20 protein-coding genes and 2 tRNA genes are annotated in these 18,400 nt (G+C 65.1%); 4 read left to right on the plus strand and 18 right to left on the minus strand.

Features of this window, described 5'->3' with window-relative positions; translation table 11 throughout:
• Positions 1–55 precede the first annotated feature (55 nt).
• Positions 56–129, plus strand: a tRNA-Cys gene (locus AAA969_RS08200).
• A 59-nt stretch (positions 130–188) separates the two neighbouring features.
• Here the strand turns inward: AAA969_RS08200 and AAA969_RS08205 are convergent.
• Positions 189–884 carry an SDR family oxidoreductase gene (locus AAA969_RS08205; protein WP_338245491.1) on the minus strand — a complete coding sequence of 232 codons (696 nt, stop codon included), beginning with the start codon at positions 882–884 and terminating at the stop codon, positions 189–191.
• 65 nt (positions 885–949) lie between these two features.
• Between AAA969_RS08205 and AAA969_RS08210 the strand changes: the two genes are divergently transcribed.
• A complete protein-coding gene (locus tag AAA969_RS08210) occupies positions 950–2,485 on the plus strand; it encodes a cryptochrome/photolyase family protein (protein WP_338245492.1) in 1,536 nt (511 codons plus the stop codon).
• 11 nt (positions 2,486–2,496) lie between these two features.
• On the opposite strand, the gene AAA969_RS15085 is transcribed toward AAA969_RS08210, so the two are convergent.
• The 3 genes from AAA969_RS15085 to AAA969_RS08225 form a co-directional block, all read right to left on the minus strand.
• Positions 2,497–2,637, minus strand: coding sequence for a DUF2256 domain-containing protein (locus AAA969_RS15085; protein ID WP_425324998.1), 141 nt, complete (start codon positions 2,635–2,637; stop codon positions 2,497–2,499).
• A gap of 1 nt (position 2,638) precedes the next feature.
• A complete protein-coding gene (locus AAA969_RS08220; protein ID WP_338245496.1) occupies positions 2,639–4,186 on the minus strand; it encodes an FAD-binding domain-containing protein in 1,548 nt (515 codons plus the stop codon).
• Between the two features lie 89 nt (positions 4,187–4,275).
• Complete coding sequence (locus AAA969_RS08225) at positions 4,276–4,626, minus strand: DUF962 domain-containing protein (protein ID WP_338245498.1); 351 nt, start codon at positions 4,624–4,626, stop codon at positions 4,276–4,278.
• A gap of 370 nt (positions 4,627–4,996) precedes the next feature.
• On the opposite strand from AAA969_RS08225, the gene AAA969_RS08230 reads away from it, so the two are divergent.
• Positions 4,997–5,072, plus strand: a tRNA-Asn gene (locus AAA969_RS08230).
• 92 nt (positions 5,073–5,164) lie between these two features.
• On the opposite strand, the gene AAA969_RS08235 is transcribed toward AAA969_RS08230, so the two are convergent.
• From AAA969_RS08235 to AAA969_RS08265, 7 genes are all read right to left on the minus strand, one after another.
• A complete protein-coding gene (locus AAA969_RS08235) occupies positions 5,165–6,661 on the minus strand; it encodes a TrkH family potassium uptake protein (protein ID WP_338245500.1) in 1,497 nt (498 codons plus the stop codon).
• 80 nt (positions 6,662–6,741) lie between these two features.
• Positions 6,742–7,464 carry a prephenate dehydrogenase gene (locus tag AAA969_RS08240; RefSeq protein ID WP_338245502.1) on the minus strand — a complete coding sequence of 241 codons (723 nt, stop codon included), beginning with the start codon at positions 7,462–7,464 and terminating at the stop codon, positions 6,742–6,744.
• Complete coding sequence (locus tag AAA969_RS08245; protein WP_338245503.1) at positions 7,461–7,871, minus strand: hypothetical protein; 411 nt, start codon at positions 7,869–7,871, stop codon at positions 7,461–7,463. The genes AAA969_RS08240 and AAA969_RS08245 overlap by 4 nt, the downstream gene beginning before the upstream one ends.
• Before the next feature lie 363 nt (positions 7,872–8,234).
• Positions 8,235–10,139, minus strand: a complete 1,905-nt coding sequence (locus AAA969_RS08250) for an ABCB family ABC transporter ATP-binding protein/permease (RefSeq protein WP_338245505.1) — start codon at positions 10,137–10,139, stop codon at positions 8,235–8,237.
• A 96-nt stretch (positions 10,140–10,235) separates the two neighbouring features.
• A complete protein-coding gene (locus AAA969_RS08255) occupies positions 10,236–11,213 on the minus strand; it encodes a hypothetical protein (RefSeq protein ID WP_338245507.1) in 978 nt (325 codons plus the stop codon).
• Complete coding sequence (locus AAA969_RS08260) at positions 11,210–11,557, minus strand: PadR family transcriptional regulator (protein ID WP_338245510.1); 348 nt, start codon at positions 11,555–11,557, stop codon at positions 11,210–11,212. The genes AAA969_RS08255 and AAA969_RS08260 overlap by 4 nt, the downstream gene beginning before the upstream one ends.
• Positions 11,558–11,895: 338 nt before the next feature.
• Entirely contained in the window at positions 11,896–12,906 is a 1,011-nt protein-coding gene (locus AAA969_RS08265; protein WP_338245511.1) for a LysM peptidoglycan-binding domain-containing protein, read from the minus strand.
• Between the two features lie 120 nt (positions 12,907–13,026).
• On the opposite strand from AAA969_RS08265, the gene AAA969_RS08270 reads away from it, so the two are divergent.
• Complete coding sequence (locus AAA969_RS08270; RefSeq protein WP_338245513.1) at positions 13,027–13,635, plus strand: TIGR00730 family Rossman fold protein; 609 nt, start codon at positions 13,027–13,029, stop codon at positions 13,633–13,635.
• Here AAA969_RS08270 and AAA969_RS08275 read toward each other — a convergent pair whose 3' ends face one another.
• From AAA969_RS08275 to AAA969_RS08305, 7 genes are all read right to left on the minus strand, one after another.
• A complete protein-coding gene (locus AAA969_RS08275) occupies positions 13,636–13,839 on the minus strand; it encodes a helix-turn-helix transcriptional regulator (RefSeq protein ID WP_338245515.1) in 204 nt (67 codons plus the stop codon).
• A complete protein-coding gene (locus AAA969_RS08280; RefSeq protein WP_338245518.1) occupies positions 13,836–14,225 on the minus strand; it encodes a hypothetical protein in 390 nt (129 codons plus the stop codon). The genes AAA969_RS08275 and AAA969_RS08280 overlap by 4 nt, the downstream gene beginning before the upstream one ends.
• Before the next feature lie 11 nt (positions 14,226–14,236).
• Positions 14,237–15,181, minus strand: a complete 945-nt coding sequence (locus tag AAA969_RS08285) for an alpha/beta fold hydrolase (protein WP_338245520.1) — start codon at positions 15,179–15,181, stop codon at positions 14,237–14,239.
• A 330-nt stretch (positions 15,182–15,511) separates the two neighbouring features.
• Entirely contained in the window at positions 15,512–16,849 is a 1,338-nt protein-coding gene (gltX, locus tag AAA969_RS08290) for a glutamate--tRNA ligase (protein WP_338245522.1), read from the minus strand.
• Positions 16,850–16,938: 89 nt separating this feature from the next.
• Positions 16,939–17,448, minus strand: coding sequence for a hypothetical protein (locus AAA969_RS08295; protein ID WP_338245524.1), 510 nt, complete (start codon positions 17,446–17,448; stop codon positions 16,939–16,941).
• Between the two features lie 55 nt (positions 17,449–17,503).
• Entirely contained in the window at positions 17,504–17,941 is a 438-nt protein-coding gene (locus AAA969_RS08300) for a hypothetical protein (protein ID WP_338245526.1), read from the minus strand.
• Entirely contained in the window at positions 17,941–18,354 is a 414-nt protein-coding gene (locus AAA969_RS08305; protein WP_338245528.1) for a hypothetical protein, read from the minus strand. The genes AAA969_RS08300 and AAA969_RS08305 overlap by 1 nt, the downstream gene beginning before the upstream one ends.
• Between the last annotated feature and the right edge of the window lie 46 nt (positions 18,355–18,400).

The following is an 18,400-nucleotide window of genomic DNA, read 5'->3' on the forward strand; positions in this document are numbered from 1 at the left end:
AAGCCGGATTGCTCGCGCCGCGCGAGAGCGCTATAGCTCCCGGCTCACAAGGCTTGGCACCGTGGCGGAGTGGTGACGCAGCGGATTGCAAATCCGTGTACCCCGGTTCGATTCCGGGCGGTGCCTCCAGCCTTTCTCCCGACATTCCCAAATCAGGCGGCCTGCGCGCCCCCCGCCATCGGCCGGGCTCAGAACGGGATCGGCTCGCCCTTGTGGTCGAAGAAGCCGCCGGTTTGCGCCGGGGTCAGACCGTCAATCACCGCCATGATCTCCGCCGCTGCCTGCGGGGCCGGGCGCACATCCAGCCCTGATTTTGCAAAAGGCTGCGAGAGCGGCGTATCGACCGTACCGGGATGCAGGGCGACGCAGACTGCCGACTTGCGCTTGCGGCCCAGCTCGATGGCAGCGCCGCGCACAAACTGGTTCAGGGCCGACTTGGAAGCCCGGTAGCTGTGCCATCCGCCGAGCCGGTTATCCTCGATCGAGCCAACGCGCGCTGACAGCGTTGCAAAGACGGACCGACCCTCGCGAGGCAGCAGCGGCAAGACATGTTTCATCAGAAGAGCCGGCCCGATCGCATTGATCGCAAATGCTTTTTTCATGTGCTCGGGATCGAGGTCGCGCAGGCTGCGCTCCGGGCTGAACGTGTCATCATGGAGGAAGCCGGTCGCGTCGATGACCAGGCGAACCTCGCCCGGCTGGTCGGACAGCCACCCGGCAGCGATGGCAATCGACTCCGGATCGGCCATGTCGATAGCCGGTGTCGAACGGCGGGACAGGCTGATCACGCGGTCATAATCGGGGTGGCTGAGCAGCGCCTCGCCGAGCGCAGCGCCGATGCCGCCCCGGCCGCCGATTATCACCGCCAGTCGCGATGTATCCATGTCCGCTCTCCTGTCATGAAGACTGGTCTGTTCCGGCATGGGCTACGTATGCGTGAGGCAATCGGATGATGGGACATACTGTGACCGACCTTGTGCTTGTACTCGGTGACCAGCTGTCGCCGCACCTGCCCAGCTTGCGCCAGACTTCGCCGGGCGATGCCGACATCCTGATGGTCGAGGCGATCAGCGAGACCGAATATGTCTGGCATCACCGCAAGAAGATCGCCCTCATCTTCTCCGCCATGCGCCATTTCGCCGCCGAACTGGAAGCGCAGGGTCGGCGCGTGATCTATCACCGGCTGGACCAGGACGAGCCGTGCACCGACTTCGCCGATGGGGTCGCCCGGGCCCTTAAGGCCGGGGCCTATGAGCGCCTGATCGTGACCGAGCCTGGCGAATGGCGCCTCAAGCAGGCGTTCGAGACCTGGCAGGACCGCTTCAACCTGCCGGTGACCCTGATCGAGGATGATCGCTTCCTGTGCTCGCACGAGCGGTTCGAGCGCTGGGCCGAGGGTCGCAAGCAGTTCCGGATGGAGTATTTCTACCGTGAGATGCGGCGAGAGACCGGCCTTCTGATGGAAGGCGACAAGCCGGCCGGCGGGCAATGGAATTACGACGCCGAGAACCGCAAGCCGGCCGCCGGCAACCTGTTCATGCCGCGCCCCTTCCGGGTCGAGCCCGATGCCATCACCCGGGACGTGCTCGACCTTGTCGCAAACCGGTTTGCGGACGGGTTCGGGGATATCGAGCCCTTCCACTTCGCCGTGACCGCCGCTCAGGCGGAGGACGCCCTCGATCACTTCATCGAGCACGCCCTCGCCGACTTCGGCACCTATCAGGACGCCATGCTCAAGGGCGAGGCCTTTCTCTATCACTCCCTGCTGTCGGCCTACATGAATATCGGCCTGCTCGACCCGCTCGAGGTCTGCCGCCGGGTCGAGGCGGCATGGCAGGCCGGCGATGTGCCGCTCAACTCGGCCGAGGGCTATATCCGCCAGATCATCGGCTGGCGCGAATATGTGCGCGGGATCTACTGGCATGAGGGGCCGGACTATGTCCGCCGCAATGCACTGGGTGCCTCACGCCCCCTGCCCGACTTCTACTGGACCGGAAAGACCGACATGGCCTGCCTCGCCGATGCGATCGGTCAGACCCGCCGCGAAGCCTATGCCCACCACATTCAGCGCCTGATGGTGACCGGCACCTTCGCGCTGATCGCCGGCATTGATCCACATGCCCTGCATGAATGGTATCTGGCGGTCTATATCGACGCCTTCGAATGGGTCGAGGCACCGAATACGGTCGGCATGTCGCAATTTGCCGATGGCGGCCTGCTGGGCTCCAAACCCTATGCCGCGAGCGGCGCCTATATCGACCGCATGTCCGATTATTGTGGCGACTGCCGCTACAAGGTGAAGGACAAGACCGGGCCGGACAGCTGCCCCTTCAACTCGCTCTACTGGGACTTCCTCGACCGCAATGCCGAGACCCTGCGCGGCAATCCGCGGCTGGGCCCGGTCTATCGCAACTGGGACCGGATGAGCGACGAGAAGCGCCAGGCCTATCTGGACCGGGCCAGGGACGTCCTCGCCGACCTCTAGTTCACTCTGGTTCAGCGCGCGCGTCGGCAGCGGTCGGAACAGTACTTCACCTCGTCCCACACGGCTGCCCATTTGCGGCGCCACTCGAAAGGGCGGCCGCAGGCGGCGCAGGTCTTGGTCGGCTTGGGTTGGCGCGAGGCGTGACGGGCCATGTCAGAGATCCAGCTGCATCTGGTTGGCGGGCGGCGGGCTTGCCACCTTCTTGCGGGCATGGCGACGTCCCGGCGGTGTCGCACGGCTGCCATGGCGGACCAGGACATCCCTGGAAGCCGACCTGAAGCCCGCCTCGCGGCGACGGCCGAACACTGCCTCCCGGGCCGTGCGCGCCGCCTCGACCAGATCGATGATGGGCTCGGGATAGATCCGTCCCAGCACTTGCCCTGCGCCTGACCACAGCCAGGGTTGTTGCAGCCAGCGGTCGGGTACCGCCTCCAGCTCGGGCAACCAGCGCCGGGTGAAAGCGCCGTCCGGATCCTGGTCCTCGCCCTGCTTGACCGGGTTATAGATCCGGATCGCATTCACCCCCGTGGTGCCGGACTGCATCTGCACCTGCGGCCAGTGAATGCCCGGCTCGTAATCGGTGAATTTGCGCGCCAGCACAGTCCCGCTCGCCTGCCAGGGCTGCCAGAGATGATAGCTGGCAAAGGAGACCAGCATCGCCCGCATGCGAAAATTCATCCAGCCGGTCTCGTTGAGACAGCGCATGCAGGCATCCACAAACGGGACCCCGGTCTCGCCGCGTGACCAGGCCTCAAGCCGGACCGGGTCCGGTGCGTCGGGTCGAAGGCCCGCCAGTCCGGGATGCATGTCGGTGTTCTCGAGGCGCGGTTCGTCCTCGAGTTTCTGCATGAAATGATCGCGCCAGTGCAGCCGGCTGACAAAGCTTTTCATCGAGCCCGCCCAGGGTCCCGACCGGGCCTGTTGCGCCAGCCCGGCCTGCCGAGACCAGCCGGCTTGGGCGACCTCGCGCAGGGACAGCGTTCCCAGTGCGATATGGGGCGACAGGCGGGAGCAATGCAGCGCGCCGGGACCGGGCGAGGACATCGCCTTGCGATAGGGCGCGCCGCGGGTCTCCAGAAAGCTGCGGAGCCGTTCCAGTCCGGCGGTACGCCCCCCGGGCTGGCGTTGCGGACAGGGATCCTCGGCCAACCCCAGCTGACGCGCCGACGGCCAGGGATCGCTGGCCACCACCGGTCCGTTCAATCGCTCCGGCCGGACCGCGCCGGGCCGGGCCATCCATCGGTCCCAGCGCCGGGCCCAGCCATTGCGCGAGGTCGCCCCGCGCTCGACGCCGCACTGGCGCAACTGGGTCCAGACCACGCCGGCCTGGCGCGCCCACGTGGCGACCACACGGTCGCGGGCAAAGGTCCAGCCATTGCCGGTCTCCTCATGCGACCACAGACGGAACGGGCCGAGCGTCTGGCGCAAGGCTTCAAGAACGGTCTCCACGGCGCCGACGCGAATCACCAGCGGCGTTCCCGCTGCGGCCAGCTGGTCGGCCAGCTCGGTCACGCTGTCGCCGAGGAAGGCATGCTGGCGCGCGGACATGTCGGGCTGGTGCCAGTAATCCGGTTCGACGACATAGAGCGGCACAACCGGCCCTGCCCCCGTCGCGGCCATCAGGGCAGCGTGACCGTCAAGCCGCAGATCGCGCTTGAACCAGACAATCTGGACCGGGGTATCAGGGCTGAAGGACGACATGTCCCCACAGATAGCCTTCCGGAGCGGCGGGGAAAGAGAGACCGGCTGCGACAGTGCCCGACCGCGGGTCGGCGCCCTGTCGCGCGATCTCAGCCCTCGTCTGCCTGGCGTCCCGTCGGCACACCGGCCTTGTCGAGCTCGGCGTCCAGCTTGCCCGCGAGGAAGAGGCCATACATGCGATAATCGCCAATCAGCGACCAGAGCGGATAGGTGAAGGTCGCCGGCTTGTTGCGCTCGACAAAGGCGTGACTGACCCAGGCGAAGAAATAGCCCGAGACCGGCACCGCCGCGAGCAGCCACCAATTGCGCGAGACCAGCGCGTAGATCAGCACGAAGATGGCCAGGGTCGAGCCGACAAAATGCCAGGCCCGGGTCCACGGCTTGGCGTGTTCCTGGAGATAGAAGGGCCAGAAGGACTGGAAGGTCGCGTGCTCGCGCATGGTCAACTCCGGTGATTCGCCAGCCGATTCAGGGGCTCGGCGGCTTTGTGGCCCGAGATCGGGCAAAGATCATGGTGAATGAAATCTACCGACTTATCCACGCATTTCCATGATTCCATTAGGAATCCGGCAATGACAATAAACCAAATCCCCAATTCTTCCGATCCCGTTAACCCAGCTTTAAGGGTTCGGGCCCGATTTTAGGTGCGTCTTCCCGTGAAGACACCCCACCATCCACCCAATGCCTTTTCGGGAGCCCCAGCGGCTCCCGATTTTTTTTGCACACACTTCCGGCTTCTTGCGCAGCAGGGTGCTTGCGCCCCGAGCAAAAGCTCTGATAAAAGCCGGTCCTCGCTTGAGAGCACGGTATTCCTCGGTAGCTCAGTTGGTAGAGCAGGTGACTGTTAATCACCGGGTCGGCGGTTCGAGCCCGTCCCGGGGAGCCACTCTCAAGAGATCGCCAGTCCGCTGGCACGACAGGCCCGCTTCCGAGCGGGCTTTTTCGTATCCGGATCCAGCGAACGGGCTGCGCCCGCGCCTAGTCCCAGAAACTGGGCAGGAGCAGGACGAGGAAGGTGAGCACTTCCAGGCGCCCGAGAATCATTTCCAGCGACAACAGCCATTTGGCGGCGTCCGGCAGGCTGGCAGAATTGCCCGCCGGTCCGATGATCTCACCGAGACCGGGGCCGACATTGGTGATCGCGGTGGCGCTGCCTGACAGCGCGGTGACAAAGTCGAGACCCGTCAGGCTCAGCGCGATGGCGAACATGATGAAGGTCACGAAGAAGACCACGACCATGACAAGGACGCCGATCCAGGCATCCTCTTCCATGCGGCGGCCATCGAAGGTCCGCGACACCACCCGCGACGGCATCACGGTGCGCATCAGATAGCGCCGGATGACCTGGTAGAGCACCAGCAGGCGGTAGGCCTTGATCCCGCCGCTGGTTGACCCGGCACACCCGCCCAGAAAGGTCAGCGCGAAGAACACGGTGATCGCCGCCCCGCCCCAAGCGGTATAGTCCGTGCTGGCATAGCCGGTCGTCGTGACCACGGAAACGGTATTGAAGGCGGACGCCAGCAAGGCCTCTCCAAAGCCCGCCGCCGATGTCGATGCGTGCCAGACCGCCAGCGAGACCGACGCGAACAGCAGGATAATGAGCAACGAGCGAACCTGCGGGTCCCGCAGGAAAATGGTGCGGTCGCCGTCGATGAATTTCAGATAGGCGACAAACGGTATGGCGCCGGCAATCATGAAGACGATCGCCGCCAGGTGGAGACCGGTCTGCTCGAAATGGCCGAAGCTGGCATCATGGGTTGAATAGCCACCGGTGGATAGCGTCGTCAGCGCGTGATCGATGGCGTCAAACCCGCTCATGCCGAGGCTTGAATAGACAAAGGCGCACAACAGGGTCATGGCCGCATAAATGGTCAGGATCCGCAAAACGAAAACATGCGCCCGGGCCTCAAACTTGCCGGACGGGTCAGAGCTTTCCGTACTGAGCAACTGCATACCGCCCACCCGCATGAAAGGCAGAAGAGCGACCGCGATGACGATGATCCCGACCCCGCCAATCCATTGCAGGAGAGAGCGCCACAAAAGAAGGCTGGGGTGGAGCGCGTCGAGATCGCCGATCACGGTCGACCCGGTTGTGGTCAGGCCCGAAGCGGCCTCGAACACCGCATCGGTCCAGCTCATGCCGTGGAAGGTGAAGGGGATGGCAGAGACCAGAGGCATGATGAACCAGCTCGCGCCGGTAATCAGGAAAGCCTGGCGATGATCCAGAACAAGCTCGAACGTCGACCGGCTCGCGCCAAAAACCAGACCACCGACCGCCAGGCTGCCGAACATCGGGACGGCGAACATCAAGACATTGCCGTCCGCCTCGCCCATCTCCATCAGGAAAGGGACCAGCATCGCCGCCCCGCTTCCCATGACGAGAAGCGAGAGGATGAAAACAACGGGGAAGCTGTGCATTTGGGGGCGTCCTGGAAAACGGGTCTTGATCGGGACCGGGTCGGGACTGACGCTCATCACCCGCCTCCTGAGACAGTTGGCCTGACGCCTGATTAGCCAAAAGCCCGACACCGCCCAACCGGTTTTGGCGGCCGCCCCTACTCCAGCCGCGCGTCCAGCGCCCGCGCCGCTTTGAAAAAGCGGGCCCGTAGGTCTGCCGCATAGGGGTTGTGGCGCTCGATGGCGCGGAAGAGATCATCGCTGTCGCCGGCGACCAGATCGGCGGCCTGCTTGAGCAGGTCATAGCTGCGCGTCGTATAGGGCGCAGATGGCAGGTCGAGATCGGTGATGACCTTGGACACCAGATGGGTCAGCGCCTGCACGCTGGCCATGGTTCGGTCATGGGTGTCGGCATCGGACAGGTGAACCTCGAGCCGCAGATCATCACGCAGCACATGCGCCACACAGGTCGGATCAACGCCGGGATCGGGACACAGGACGATGGATTGTCCCTCCAGGCCGTCCGCCGCGCTCTGGGGACCGAAAAGCGGGTGGGTGCCAAGGATCCGCGTCCCGGCCGGCAGGTTGTCCCGCATCGCCGCCATCGGCTGCAGCTTGACCGAGGCTACGTCGACGACCAGCGCCCCCTCACTGAGATGCGGTGCGATCTGTTGGCAGACCGTCGCCATGAGCTGGACCGGCACGGCCAGGATCACAACGTCGCGCGAGGCTGCCTCCGCAAGCTCGACACAGCGCACATCCTCCAGGGCTGCGACCGCCGGGTCATGCGCGACCAGATCGAGGTGCGGGGCGAGATGGGTCGCGGCGAGCCGACCGAAGGCGCCGAGTCCGATCAGGCCGACGAGCGGGGTTGCGGTCATGATTGCTCACCGGTGAACTCGCCGGCCTCGGCACGCTGCAAGCGGTCCTCATAAAAGCGGATCCATCGATCAATATTGGGCATTCCACGCCACACGCGGTAAATCATGTAGCCCGCCGCCGCGGTCACCGCCCCGGCGGCGATGCGGTAAATCACGATCATCCAGGAAATCACGGCATTTTCGGGATTATTGCTGATCGGGGTGAGCCCGAGTCGAAACACCTCCGGGACATCGGCAAGAGCACCGCGGAAAATCTGATCAATCAGAAAAACTCCGATCTCGCCGAAGGCCGGCGCGCCGGAACCACCACCGTCCACCAGGATGGGCCGCGCGTAATCCGGCAACAGCCAGTCATGCAGCCAAACCGAGCAGAAGACGACACCCCCCGGGACGACCAGGCCCAGCACGACCAATCCCCCAAGGCCTGCCAGATCCCCCCGATGATCGTGGCGCGACGATCCCGATAGCGTTGCAGGCGGTCACGGATTGTTTGTGGACGGGTGGGTATCGGTCCGGAGAGCTTTTCATCGGATTCCAGCTCAACGGCGCGAACGCCCTTCAGCAGACCGAGCTGGCGCTGTGCGGCGACGAGACTGACGGCATAGGTGAGCGCCAGCGCGGTCCACGCATAGATGCGCTGTGCCTCCACAGACGTGACCGCGCCGCCAAAGCCGCTGGCCTGAAAAGCCTGCCAGCCATCCACAATCAATTCCATTGAACGCCCCCACGCTATCCACCCAGACTAGGCGGCACGACCGCAAAGACAACGCCTATTCGGCGACAGACACCTTGGCGGCATCCAGGCTGGCCCCGACTGCCGAGACCGCCTCGCTCTGCCGGCGCCACATGTCGGCATAGAGGCCGCCAAGCGCGAGGAGTTCGTCATGGGTGCCGGTTTCGGCCACCTTGCCGGCATCGAGCACGAAGATGCGGTCGGCGCTGGCAATGGTCGAGAGCCGGTGGGCCACGGCGATGGTGGTGCGCCCCTCGGCGGCGTCACCCAGGGCGTCCTGGACTTCCTGCTCGGTCTGGCTGTCGAGCGCCGAGGTGGCCTCGTCGAGGATCAGCACGGCGGGGTCCTTGAGGATGGCGCGGGCGACACCGACCCGCTGCTTCTCGCCACCGGAGAGCTTGAGGCCCCGCTCGCCGACCAGGGTCTCCAGACCGTCCGGCAGGCCGCGCACGAAAGCCGACAGATGCGCCCGCTCGAGCACATCGGCGATCTCGGCCTCGCTGGCGTCCGGCTTGCCGTAGACCACATTGGCGCGCAGCGTATCGTTGAACAGGACGACGTCCTGCGGCACCAGGCCAAGCGCATCGCGCAGGCTGGTCTGGGCGATGGTGCGCAAGTCCTGGCCGTCAATCGAGACACGACCGGCCTCGGGATCATAGAAGCGGAAGAGGAGCCGCAGGATGGTCGACTTGCCAGCGCCCGACGGACCACAAATCCCGACGAAACTCCCGGCCGGAATGTCCATCGAGACGCCGCCGAGCGAGCGCGAGCGGCCGTCATGGGTGAAGGTCACGTCCTCGAAGCGGACGGCACCGCCTGCAAGGGTGAGCGGACGGGCGTCCGGTGCGTCGGCGACATCGGGCTTCAGCGCCAGCGTCTCATAGACGCGCTCCATGTCAACCGCGCCCTGCTTGATCTCGCGATAGGCCCAGCCGAGGATGTTGAGCGGCTGATAGATATTCATCAGCACCATGGTCACCGCGGCCACGTCGCCGGCTCCCAGAATGCCGTTATAGGCCTTCCAGCCCGCCGTCAGCGCCATCGCCAGCAGGCCGGCATTCATCACAAATGCCTGCAGGCCGTTGAGCAGGGCGAGGGAGGACTGCGAGCGCGCAGCGGCCTGGGCGTAGCGCGTCATCGCGTCATTATAGGCGTCACTCTCGCGCTCTTCCGCGGCGAAGGCCTTGACCGTCTCGAAATTGATCAGCCCGTCGACCGCCCGCGCGGAGGCCTCATTGTCGGCCTCATTCATCTGCCGCCGGATGACCACACGCCACTCGGTCATGGTCCAGGTCAGGCTCATGTAGATGACGATGGTGACCACTGCGATGACCGCGAACTCCCAGCCATAATTGGCGCTGAGCACGATGGCGGCGAGGGTCAGTTCGAACAGGGTCGGCGCGATATTAAAGATCAGGAAGCGCATCAGGAAATCGACGGCGCGGGCGCCGCGTTCAATGATGCGCTGCAGGGCGCCGGTGCGCTTTGACTGGTGATAGCCGATCGACAGGCGCTGGACGTGGGCGAAGGCGCGGACGGCCGTCAGCCGCTGGGCGTCCTGGCTGACAGGGGCGAACATCGCATCGCGCAATTGCGGCGCGCCGACCGAGAGGAAACGCGCCACGGCATAGGCGATGAAGGCGAGCGAAAACGTCGTCAGCACAGTCGGCCAGAGCGTACTGCCCGCCTGCTCACCCTGGGACGCGCCGCCGCCGCCGGTGGCGTCAACAATCAGGTTGATGCCGTCGCCGAACAGGATGGGCGCGCCGACCGAGAACAGCTTGGCAATGACGGTCAGCACCAGCGCCAGCACCATGCGGAACCGCCATTTGGCCATCTCCGGCGACGCCAGCAGCGCCGTCAGTCGCCACATGGTCAGCCCCAGCGAGCCTTGCGGCGCCTGCTTGGCCTCTTCCTCGCTATCGGGCTTGGTCGGTCTCATCGTGTCGAGAGATAGGGCGTTGCGCAGACAAGCGCCAGAGGGCGGGCGCGTGCAGACACACCGTCCGGCCTGAGCCCGACGCCCGGCAATTCCGGGTCAGACCTCCGGGCGCGCCTTGGCCGCCGCTGTCGGCGGGCCGTCACGACCGACCCGGTTCTGCCAGTCGCGCCAAAGCGCCGAGCCGGCCTCGAGAAGGCCCCAGCCCCCGGACAGCGCCATCGCCAGCTTCATGATCTCGTTTGCCGGCTCGGCGGCGAAGACGTCACCGGCGAGGACGATCTGCAACAGCGCCACCGACAGCACCAATGTCAAACCGGTATTGATCCGGCGCGTCAGCCGCGTCCAGCGACCGGTCATGACCGGCCAAGCCTGGCCAAGGATCGCGAGGGCGAGCAAGGCCCACAAGACAACGGACCGCTCGGCGGCGAATACGGCATCGTAGGCGAAGGCCGCCAGCAGCGGCGCTGGTGCGTCCGCCCCCATCACAGACGCGACCAGGGTCGAGGGGCCAACCGCCAGCATGGCGAGACCGGCGGCCCAGAAGGCGATGGCCGGGACCATCAGCGCCCGATTGACCGCATCGGGGTCGCGCACGGGCGGCAGGTTGTCGGGCGACCAGCTGCGGGGCGGCGTCCGTCGACGCAACGTGCCAACCACCCAGAAGACGAGCAGCAGCAGACCCAGACTCTGCAACCCTGTCTTCGTGGCCTCGTCGGTCAGGTGGCTGCCGAACATCGGATCGGTGCCGGCGGCCGGATCGGACAGCGCGACGCCGATCGCCAGAATGGAGATGGCCCCGAGTAGGATCACCGCAATCTTCCCGAACAGGCGTGTATCCCGGGGATCCAGCACGGGAGCGGGCGTGTGATAACGCAGGGCCATGGCGTCCGGCGGACCGTAATCGGCCAGCAGGTCGCGCGCAGCGGCCTCATCCGGTGCAGCATCTCCCGCCCGCGCCTCGACTTCCTCGGTCAAGAGCACCGTCAGCTCGGCACTGATATCGGCGCGCAAGGCCTGCGGCAGGCGCCGCACCACCGCATGGACGTAACGGTCAATCATCTCACTTGCGGTCATTTCGACACTCCATCGGTGATGAGATCATCCATGACCGCGCTCAGCGCCTGCCATGATCGGGAAAGTCTGGCGTAGAGTTCCGCGCCGGCCTCGCTGAGGGCGTAATAGCGCCGCGGCGGGCCGTCTCCGGTCCGCCATTCGCTGACCAGCAAGCCCTGCGCCTCCAGACGCCGCAACAGCGGGTAGAGCGTGCCCTCCTCGATCTCCATGCCCCGCGCCGCGAGGGCCTGGCGCAGGGAGTAGCCGTATTGGGCGCGGGTCAGCTGCGACAAGGCCGCCAGCACGATCGCACCGCGGCGCAATTCGAGTTCAAGTTTCGAGAATGGGTCTGAAGGCTCTACCATGCAGCACACTATACTGTGAGTCGCACAGCATGTAAGTGCCAAAAATCGGAACGGGCACCATTTTCCCTCCTGGAATAACCGGGAGAGACGCAATCACTGCCCCTCTCCGCCCGCGCGCCCGGCGCATACCCAACCATAAACCGCTTGCCGAGAGATCGCCGTACCCGCTTCTTCAGGTCAAGGGCCGCGAGGCGGCCGCCTCGCGGTTCCACCCTTGAGCTGAAGAAGCGGGTACGGCCTGCTGGCTGACAAGCGATCTATGGACAGCCCTTCGCGGGGCGCCCGTATCAGATCCAAAATGCAGGCAGCTCTGTACGGGTTGCGGAGCTTCCGCCCCGCTACCCGTCTTCCGTCGGCGCTTCGAGCACCTGGCCGGGATAGATCAGGTTCGGGTCGCGGATCTGTTCGCGGTTGGCTTCATAGATCACCGTGTACTGGACACCCTCGCCATAGAGGCGGCGGGCCAGGCGCCAAAGCGAATTACCGGGCTGCACGACGACCGAATTCGGTCCCATGTTGAGATTTTCGGCGGCGACGCGCTCGAAGGGCAGGACGATGACGGCGCTCACAAGCCCGTCCTCGCCGACCTGGTCAATCTGCAGATCGTAAATACCGGGCGCCAGAAGTGCGCCGGCCTGCAGCGTCCAGCGACCATCGCGGCCGACATTGGCCTCGCCGACCTGGGCGCCATTGGCATAGATGCGAACGGTGGTCCCCGCTTCGGCACGGCCGGAGAAGATGACCGCACCGGTATCGTCATAGTCGACGGTTTCCAGCACCAGCAGCCCCATCTCGCCATTCGAGCAGGACGGGCATTGCCAGACGCGGCTGGCCTCGCCGGGCCGACCGACCACGACCAGCGGCGTCGGACCGCGCTGCTCAGGGATCGACACCACGACGACCTGGTCCGAGCGCAACTGGCGCCCGTCCGCAGCGGTCATCATCAGTGACAGCTCGACCGCACCCGAGGGCAGCGGGTCGTTGAGAATGATCACCCACTCGCCGCGCTCATTGATCGGCATGCGATCAGTGCGGCTGTTGGCATTGTCGAATTCGAGAGCGACTTCATTGGCCAGCAGCTGGATCATCGCGCCCGGCTCGCCGCGACCGGCGATCACGGCCGTCCCGGCCGGAGCCACACGGACAATGTCAAAAACCGGGGCGGCCAGCATCACCGCACTCGGATCAGGCTGGGTGGTCGTGCCAGCCGGAGACACCGGATTGCCGGCGACCGGCACGCTCGCGCCGTCATCGGCCGGACCCGGGCGATACATGATGAAGGCCAGCGCGGCGGCGATCGCCAGCGCGGCAAGGGCTGCAGCGATAATAAACGACCGCGTGGCGGTCATGGCGGCTCTCCCGTCGTCAACTCGGCTCGGCGCGAATATGCGCTCCGTCATTGCGGAACTGGATGCAAGCCTCGCGCCGTCAGCCTTCGGCGAATAGCATCCCGGTCCGATAAAGCAAATATGAGTGATGTCACGATGGCGAAACTAAGGTCGATTGGTGTCTTCTGCGGATCACGTCTCGGCGAACGCGAAACCTATGCCGATGCGGCCGAAGCGGTCGGCAGGGCGATCGCCCGGGCGGGCTGCCGCCTCGTCTATGGCGGCGGCGATGTCGGCCTGATGGGGATTGCCGCCTCCACGGCAGCGGCCGAGGGCGGCCCGGTGCACGGCATCATCCCCGGCTTCCTGATCGCCCGCGAAGGGCATCTCGAGGGGGTCGACATCAAGATCGTCGAGACCATGAGCGAGCGCAAAAGCCTGCTCATCGCCGAGAGCGACGCCTATATCATCCTGCCCGGCGGGACCGGGACGCTGGAAGAAGTCTTCGACGTCATCTCGCGCCAGCAGCTCGGCCTGCAGGACAAGCCGATCGTGTTTCTCAACACGGACGGCTTCTGGTCGCCCTTCATGGATCTGATCTGCCATACCGTGACAGAGGGCTTCACGCCGCAAAGCCTGGCCGATCATGTCGAGCTGATCGACGATGCCGACACCGCCATCAGCCGCATTGTCACCCAGCTCGACGCCCAGCAGACGACCGACGCCGGGACCGCCAACACGGCGGACTGATCAGTCCGCCTCACCGGTCGGGTCGAACACCGCTTCAATGGTGAGATCGAAGGCCCCGGCCAGGGCGAAGGCAAGCGTCAGGGACGGGTCATGCTTGCCCGTCTCCACCGCATTGATCGCCTGCCGGGACACACCGACCCGCTCGCCCAGCTCGGCCTGGCTCCAGCGCCGCTCGGCGCGCAGCACGCGCAGCCGGTTCTTCACCGGTACACCACGTATTTCTGGAAGCAGCCGACCAGGCCCCAAAGCCCGATCATTACCGGGAAGATCCAGATCGTCGGAATGGGTGGCAGATCAAGCGCACCCTCGAGGAAGCCGTAGGCGAAGGTTCCGAACCCGGTCAGCAGCGCCGCGATGATCATCGCCTCGGCAATCAGCCGCTGCTTGAACTCGTCAAGCGAGCGGTAGAAGACCATCACCGCCCACAAGGCGACGAGGCCCGGAATGATCGGCAGCAAGGCAACGACGCCGCGGACAAGTGGCCCGGTCTCATGACCGTTCAGCCAGGCCACCGATCCGAACAGGACCACCATATAGGCCAGCATCGAGCCGCCGAAATGAAGCATGTAGCGTTTGGCATTCGCTTGCATCCTGGTCTCTCCTAGCGATCGTGCGCAATGATATCGGCCAGCATCGCCCGAAAGGCGTCGGGCTGATCGAGCATGATAAAGTGACGCGAACCGTCAACGCGTTCGAGAACGACCGACGGCAAATCGGAATACTGGTTTGCATAAACAGATTCGAGCTGTTCCGCGCTCATCGGTGCCCCTTCGCTCCACGCAAACAGCACCGTGACCGGAACACCGACATCGGGCAGGACCGGGCTGTAGTCGGTCCCCATCACCTCACCCATCGCGGCGCTGACGACCGACTGCTCGGCCTGCTCCATCCAGCCCATCACCTGCGCCTGCCCCTCCGGCGAGATCGACTGCACCGGGAGGCCCTGCCGACTGATCGCCAGGAACTGCTCGCGCGGGGCGGCTGCCATCTGGGCCGAGACACCGGCGGCGTAGGCTGCGGCCTGGTCGACAGTGATCGCCGGGTTGAACAGCCGGGCAAAGAACGGCGCACTGTCGACCACAACAACCGCGCTGACGCGCTCAGGCGCAGCCGCCGCGACCTGCAGGGCGATCTGCGCGCCCATCGAATGACCGACGAGGACAGCATCTTCCAGGCCTTCTGCGGCGAGCCAGGCGGTCAGGTCTGCCACCGCAGAGCCCACCACACCGGCCTCGCCGCGCGGCACCGCCGGCACGTCCCCGAACCCGGCCAGGGTCACCACATGGGCATCGACCCGCTCGCCGAGCGCGGCGATGGTCCCGTCCCAGATCTCGCCCGGGCTCGCCAGGCCCGGAATAAAGACCACATCGCGTCCCGACACGTCACCGGCGCGTTCCAGGCGCAGGGTGCCCAGAATCTGCGTTTCCGGCTCCGCGATCTCCAAGGTCTGCGCGTTGCCGCGCTCGGCCATGAGAGAGGCGAGAATCGCCACGATGATGCCGGTCCAGCCGGCGAGGCTCAGACCTCTATTTCCACAGGCTTTCATAATGCGCTCCATCAGCTATGCATGACTTAGTGTCACGCAAACCTGACATCCGATCGTGCAGATGTCAACACAACCTGACTAAGTGAAATGCATACATGTCATATGGTCAGGCTGTGATGGCAAACAGGCGATCGCGATGAGCCGCAGCGCTGGCCGCCCGACGGCTGGGAGGTCTTGCCCCAACTCCGTCAGACCGTGCTCACACGGGCTCACACAGGCGCTCACGGGCGCACAACGCCACCGACAGGGCGGGTCTACGAACAGGGTGAGAGCAATCGGGCGGCTGCCTGTCCCTCGGAACGGCAACCGCCGAAAGCCGGCAATAACGTCCTACGCGGCCTCGCCCGCCAGACGCTTGAGCACTTTCTCGCGACCGATCAACGGCAGCAGCACTGCCATCTCCGGGCCGCGTTCCTCGCCGGTCAGCATCTGGCGCAGCGGCATGAAGAGCGCCTTGCCCTTGCGGCCGGTGGCCTCTTTCAGGGCATTGGTCCAGGCCGACCAGCTGTCGCCGTCCAGCAAGCCTGCGGGCAGGTGCTGTGCGGCGGCGGCGGCGTAGTCGGCATCCTCGATGAGCGGGGTAACTGGCCCCTCGATCAGGACTGCCCAGGTTTTCGCATCGGCCAGGGTTTCAAGATTGGGACGCACCGCGTTCCAGACCGCCTCGCCGGTGTCAGCCCCCAGTTCGGCGAGTCGCGGCCTGGCGGTCTCGTAGGACATGGTGTGCAGCAGCTTGGCGTTGACGCGCTTGAGCTCCTCATCATCAAAACGGGCCGGCGAGCGTGACAGCTTGCCGAGGTCAAACCCTTCCAGAATACCCTCGACATCGGCGAAGGCATCAACCGGGTCCGAGGTGCCCAGCTTGGACAGCAGCGACATGATCGCCATCGCCTCGAGACCGTCCACATCGCGCAATTCGGCAATCCCCAGCGAGCCGGTCCGCTTGGACAGCTTGCCGCCGTCGGCACCGACCAACAGGGCCTGGTGACCGAACAGAGGCGGCGTGCCGCCAAGCGCTTCGAAAATCTCGATCTGGGCGCCGGAATTGGTGGTGTGATCCTCGCCGCGGATGATGTGGGTGATCCCCGCCTCGATATCATCAAGCACGCTGGGCAGGGTGTAGAGATAGGAGCCGTCCTCGCGGATCAGGATCGGGTCAGACAGGGAGGAGGTCTCGATCGTGACATGGCCGCGCACCATGTCATCCCACTCGACCGGATTGCCCGACAGCTTGAAACGCCAATGCGGCTTGCGGCCCTCGGCCTCGAAGGCGGCCTTCTCGGCATCGCTGAGCGCCAGGGCGGCGCGGTCATAGACCGGCGGCCGGCCATTGGCCATTTGCAGGCGACGCTTGCGGTCCAGCTCCTCGCCGGTTTCATAGCAGGGATAGAGCAGCCCCTTGGCCTTCAGCGTCGCGGCGGCGGCCTCGTATCGGTCGAAGCGATCGGACTGCTTGAAGGTCTCGTCCCAGGAAATCCCCAGCCAGGTCAGATCAGCCCGGATCCCGTCCTCATAGGCCTGGGTCGAGCGTTCGACATCGGTATCGTCAATGCGCAGCACGAAGGTCCCGCCGGCCTTGCGCGCAAACAGGTAGTTGAAGATCGCGGTGCGGACATTGCCGACATGAAGCTTGCCGGTCGGGCTGGGCGCAAAACGGACTTTTGTCATGGAACTACGAGCTTCCTGAATCTGAGGCGCAGGGCTTAGCGCTGTCATGGCTTGGGAGCAAGCGGGGGCTGCGGATGAGCCGTGCGGCGTCAGTCGACGATGTGTGCCGTCAGCGCGTCCTGTGCCGCATCGACCGGCAGACCGGGACGCCCGGCCAGGCGCCAATAAGTCAATCCGGCCGCGGCACCGGCAATCAGGAAGACTAGATAGAGCCAGGGCGGGAAAGGACGCGGTCCCTCAGCGGCACCGAAGGCCAATGCGCCGGCCAGCATCTGAAGCAGAATAACGCCGAGCAAGACCCCGGCGACGATTTCGCTCAGCGGTCGCGGCCACTTCATGATCCGGAACAGGCTCACAAACCCCCAGACCGGCAGAGCGGAGGCCAGCGCGGTGATCGCGCCGGCGAACACCCCCCACAAGGGGGCCATGGTCGCACTCTCCCAATAAGATTGCTCACCGCGCTCACTCGCTGAATCAAGCGCCGAGAGCGTGGCAAAGCCTGCAATCACCACCACCGAGACCAGATAACAGGTCAAAAGCCAGGCCCCGATCGCACGCCACGGACTACGTCCAAGCAGGCGTTTGAGAGTTTCAGGCATGGGGAGGCTTCCTGTGACGCGACCACAAACACTCAAGCCGCCGCCCGGGACCAAATCAAGGCCGCACCGACAAGCGCCAATACACCGCGCCGCCGACCAGCCCTGCTGCCGCGAAGAAGGCGGTCATCGGCAGGCCGTCCACCCCGTAGGAGAGCGGCACGCCGAACAGCTGGATGGTGGCGGCGCCGGTCAGCGCGCCCATGATGAGGTGGGCCGGCAGGCCATACCAGCCGGCTGCGCGACGAAGCCAGGTGAGGATCACGGTCGGCAATGCCGTCAGCACGGCGACATAGGCGCCAATGAACAGGCTGCCGGGAATGAGGGCTTCCAGGAAATCGGGATCAAACGGACTGCCCTCGCCCGCCTCGATCGCCATCAGGAGCGCAAAACCGGTCACCACGGACAGGCCGGTGGCGAGCGCGGCGACCAGCCAGGCCAGGATATTGCGGAATGTGCCCGGCATGCTCAACGGTGGGCGAATGCGTGTGGTCATCACTGTTCTCCGTACCATCGATGCGAGGCTTCGGGCTTGCCGGCAGTGTACCAGTACACCCAACCGCCGAGTGCGCCGAGTGGTGCCAGAAGCAGGGTCGCCGGATGCCCACCCGTGATAACGGCGCCAACGAGCAGGCTGATACAGGCCGGAATGCAGACATCCGCAAATCCGCGTGGCCATCCAGCTCCGCGCGCGAGATTGACGAGCAGGATGGCGGGAATTCCAGTCACCGTCATGGTCAGCACAAGAGCAATGACAAAGATGAACGGGGCCAGGGGGGCGAAAACGAGATTGATCAGGCCGCAGAAGAAGCTCATAGCGCCCGAGACCGCGAGGCAGGCCACCAACCAGGCCTTGAGTCCGGCCCCCACATCAATGTCTTCGGGTGCTGTTGTCGGACTCCCCACCATGCCTCTTCCGCCTCCTCTGATTTTATAATTTCTGTTTTGACAGAAA

The sequence above is a fragment of the Maricaulis maris genome (genome assembly GCF_036322705.1).
Taxonomy (GTDB): domain Bacteria; phylum Pseudomonadota; class Alphaproteobacteria; order Caulobacterales; family Maricaulaceae; genus Maricaulis; species Maricaulis maris_B.

Bases quoted from the DNA above. Each gene is read 5' to 3' on its own strand.
- AAA969_RS08205 (WP_338245491.1), bottom strand. From the start codon at position 884: ATGGATACATCGCGACTGGCGGTGATAATCGGCGGCCGGGGCGGCATC.
- AAA969_RS08210 (WP_338245492.1), top strand. From the start codon at position 950: ATGATGGGACATACTGTGACCGACCTTGTGCTTGTACTCGGTGACCAG.
- AAA969_RS15085 (WP_425324998.1), bottom strand. From the start codon at position 2,637: ATGGCCCGTCACGCCTCGCGCCAACCCAAGCCGACCAAGACCTGCGCC.
- AAA969_RS08220 (WP_338245496.1), bottom strand. From the start codon at position 4,186: ATGTCGTCCTTCAGCCCTGATACCCCGGTCCAGATTGTCTGGTTCAAG.
- AAA969_RS08225 (WP_338245498.1), bottom strand. From the start codon at position 4,626: ATGCGCGAGCACGCGACCTTCCAGTCCTTCTGGCCCTTCTATCTCCAG.
- AAA969_RS08235 (WP_338245500.1), bottom strand. From the start codon at position 6,661: ATGAGCGTCAGTCCCGACCCGGTCCCGATCAAGACCCGTTTTCCAGGA.
- AAA969_RS08240 (WP_338245502.1), bottom strand. From the start codon at position 7,464: ATGACCGCAACCCCGCTCGTCGGCCTGATCGGACTCGGCGCCTTCGGT.
- AAA969_RS08250 (WP_338245505.1), bottom strand. From the start codon at position 10,139: ATGAGACCGACCAAGCCCGATAGCGAGGAAGAGGCCAAGCAGGCGCCG.
- AAA969_RS08255 (WP_338245507.1), bottom strand. From the start codon at position 11,213: ATGACCGCAAGTGAGATGATTGACCGTTACGTCCATGCGGTGGTGCGG.
- AAA969_RS08260 (WP_338245510.1), bottom strand. From the start codon at position 11,557: ATGGTAGAGCCTTCAGACCCATTCTCGAAACTTGAACTCGAATTGCGC.
- AAA969_RS08265 (WP_338245511.1), bottom strand. From the start codon at position 12,906: ATGACCGCCACGCGGTCGTTTATTATCGCTGCAGCCCTTGCCGCGCTG.
- AAA969_RS08270 (WP_338245513.1), top strand. From the start codon at position 13,027: ATGAGTGATGTCACGATGGCGAAACTAAGGTCGATTGGTGTCTTCTGC.
- AAA969_RS08280 (WP_338245518.1), bottom strand. From the start codon at position 14,225: ATGCAAGCGAATGCCAAACGCTACATGCTTCATTTCGGCGGCTCGATG.
- AAA969_RS08285 (WP_338245520.1), bottom strand. From the start codon at position 15,181: ATGAAAGCCTGTGGAAATAGAGGTCTGAGCCTCGCCGGCTGGACCGGC.
- gltX (WP_338245522.1), bottom strand. From the start codon at position 16,849: ATGACAAAAGTCCGTTTTGCGCCCAGCCCGACCGGCAAGCTTCATGTC.
- AAA969_RS08295 (WP_338245524.1), bottom strand. From the start codon at position 17,448: ATGCCTGAAACTCTCAAACGCCTGCTTGGACGTAGTCCGTGGCGTGCG.
- AAA969_RS08300 (WP_338245526.1), bottom strand. From the start codon at position 17,941: ATGACCACACGCATTCGCCCACCGTTGAGCATGCCGGGCACATTCCGC.
- AAA969_RS08305 (WP_338245528.1), bottom strand. From the start codon at position 18,354: ATGGTGGGGAGTCCGACAACAGCACCCGAAGACATTGATGTGGGGGCC.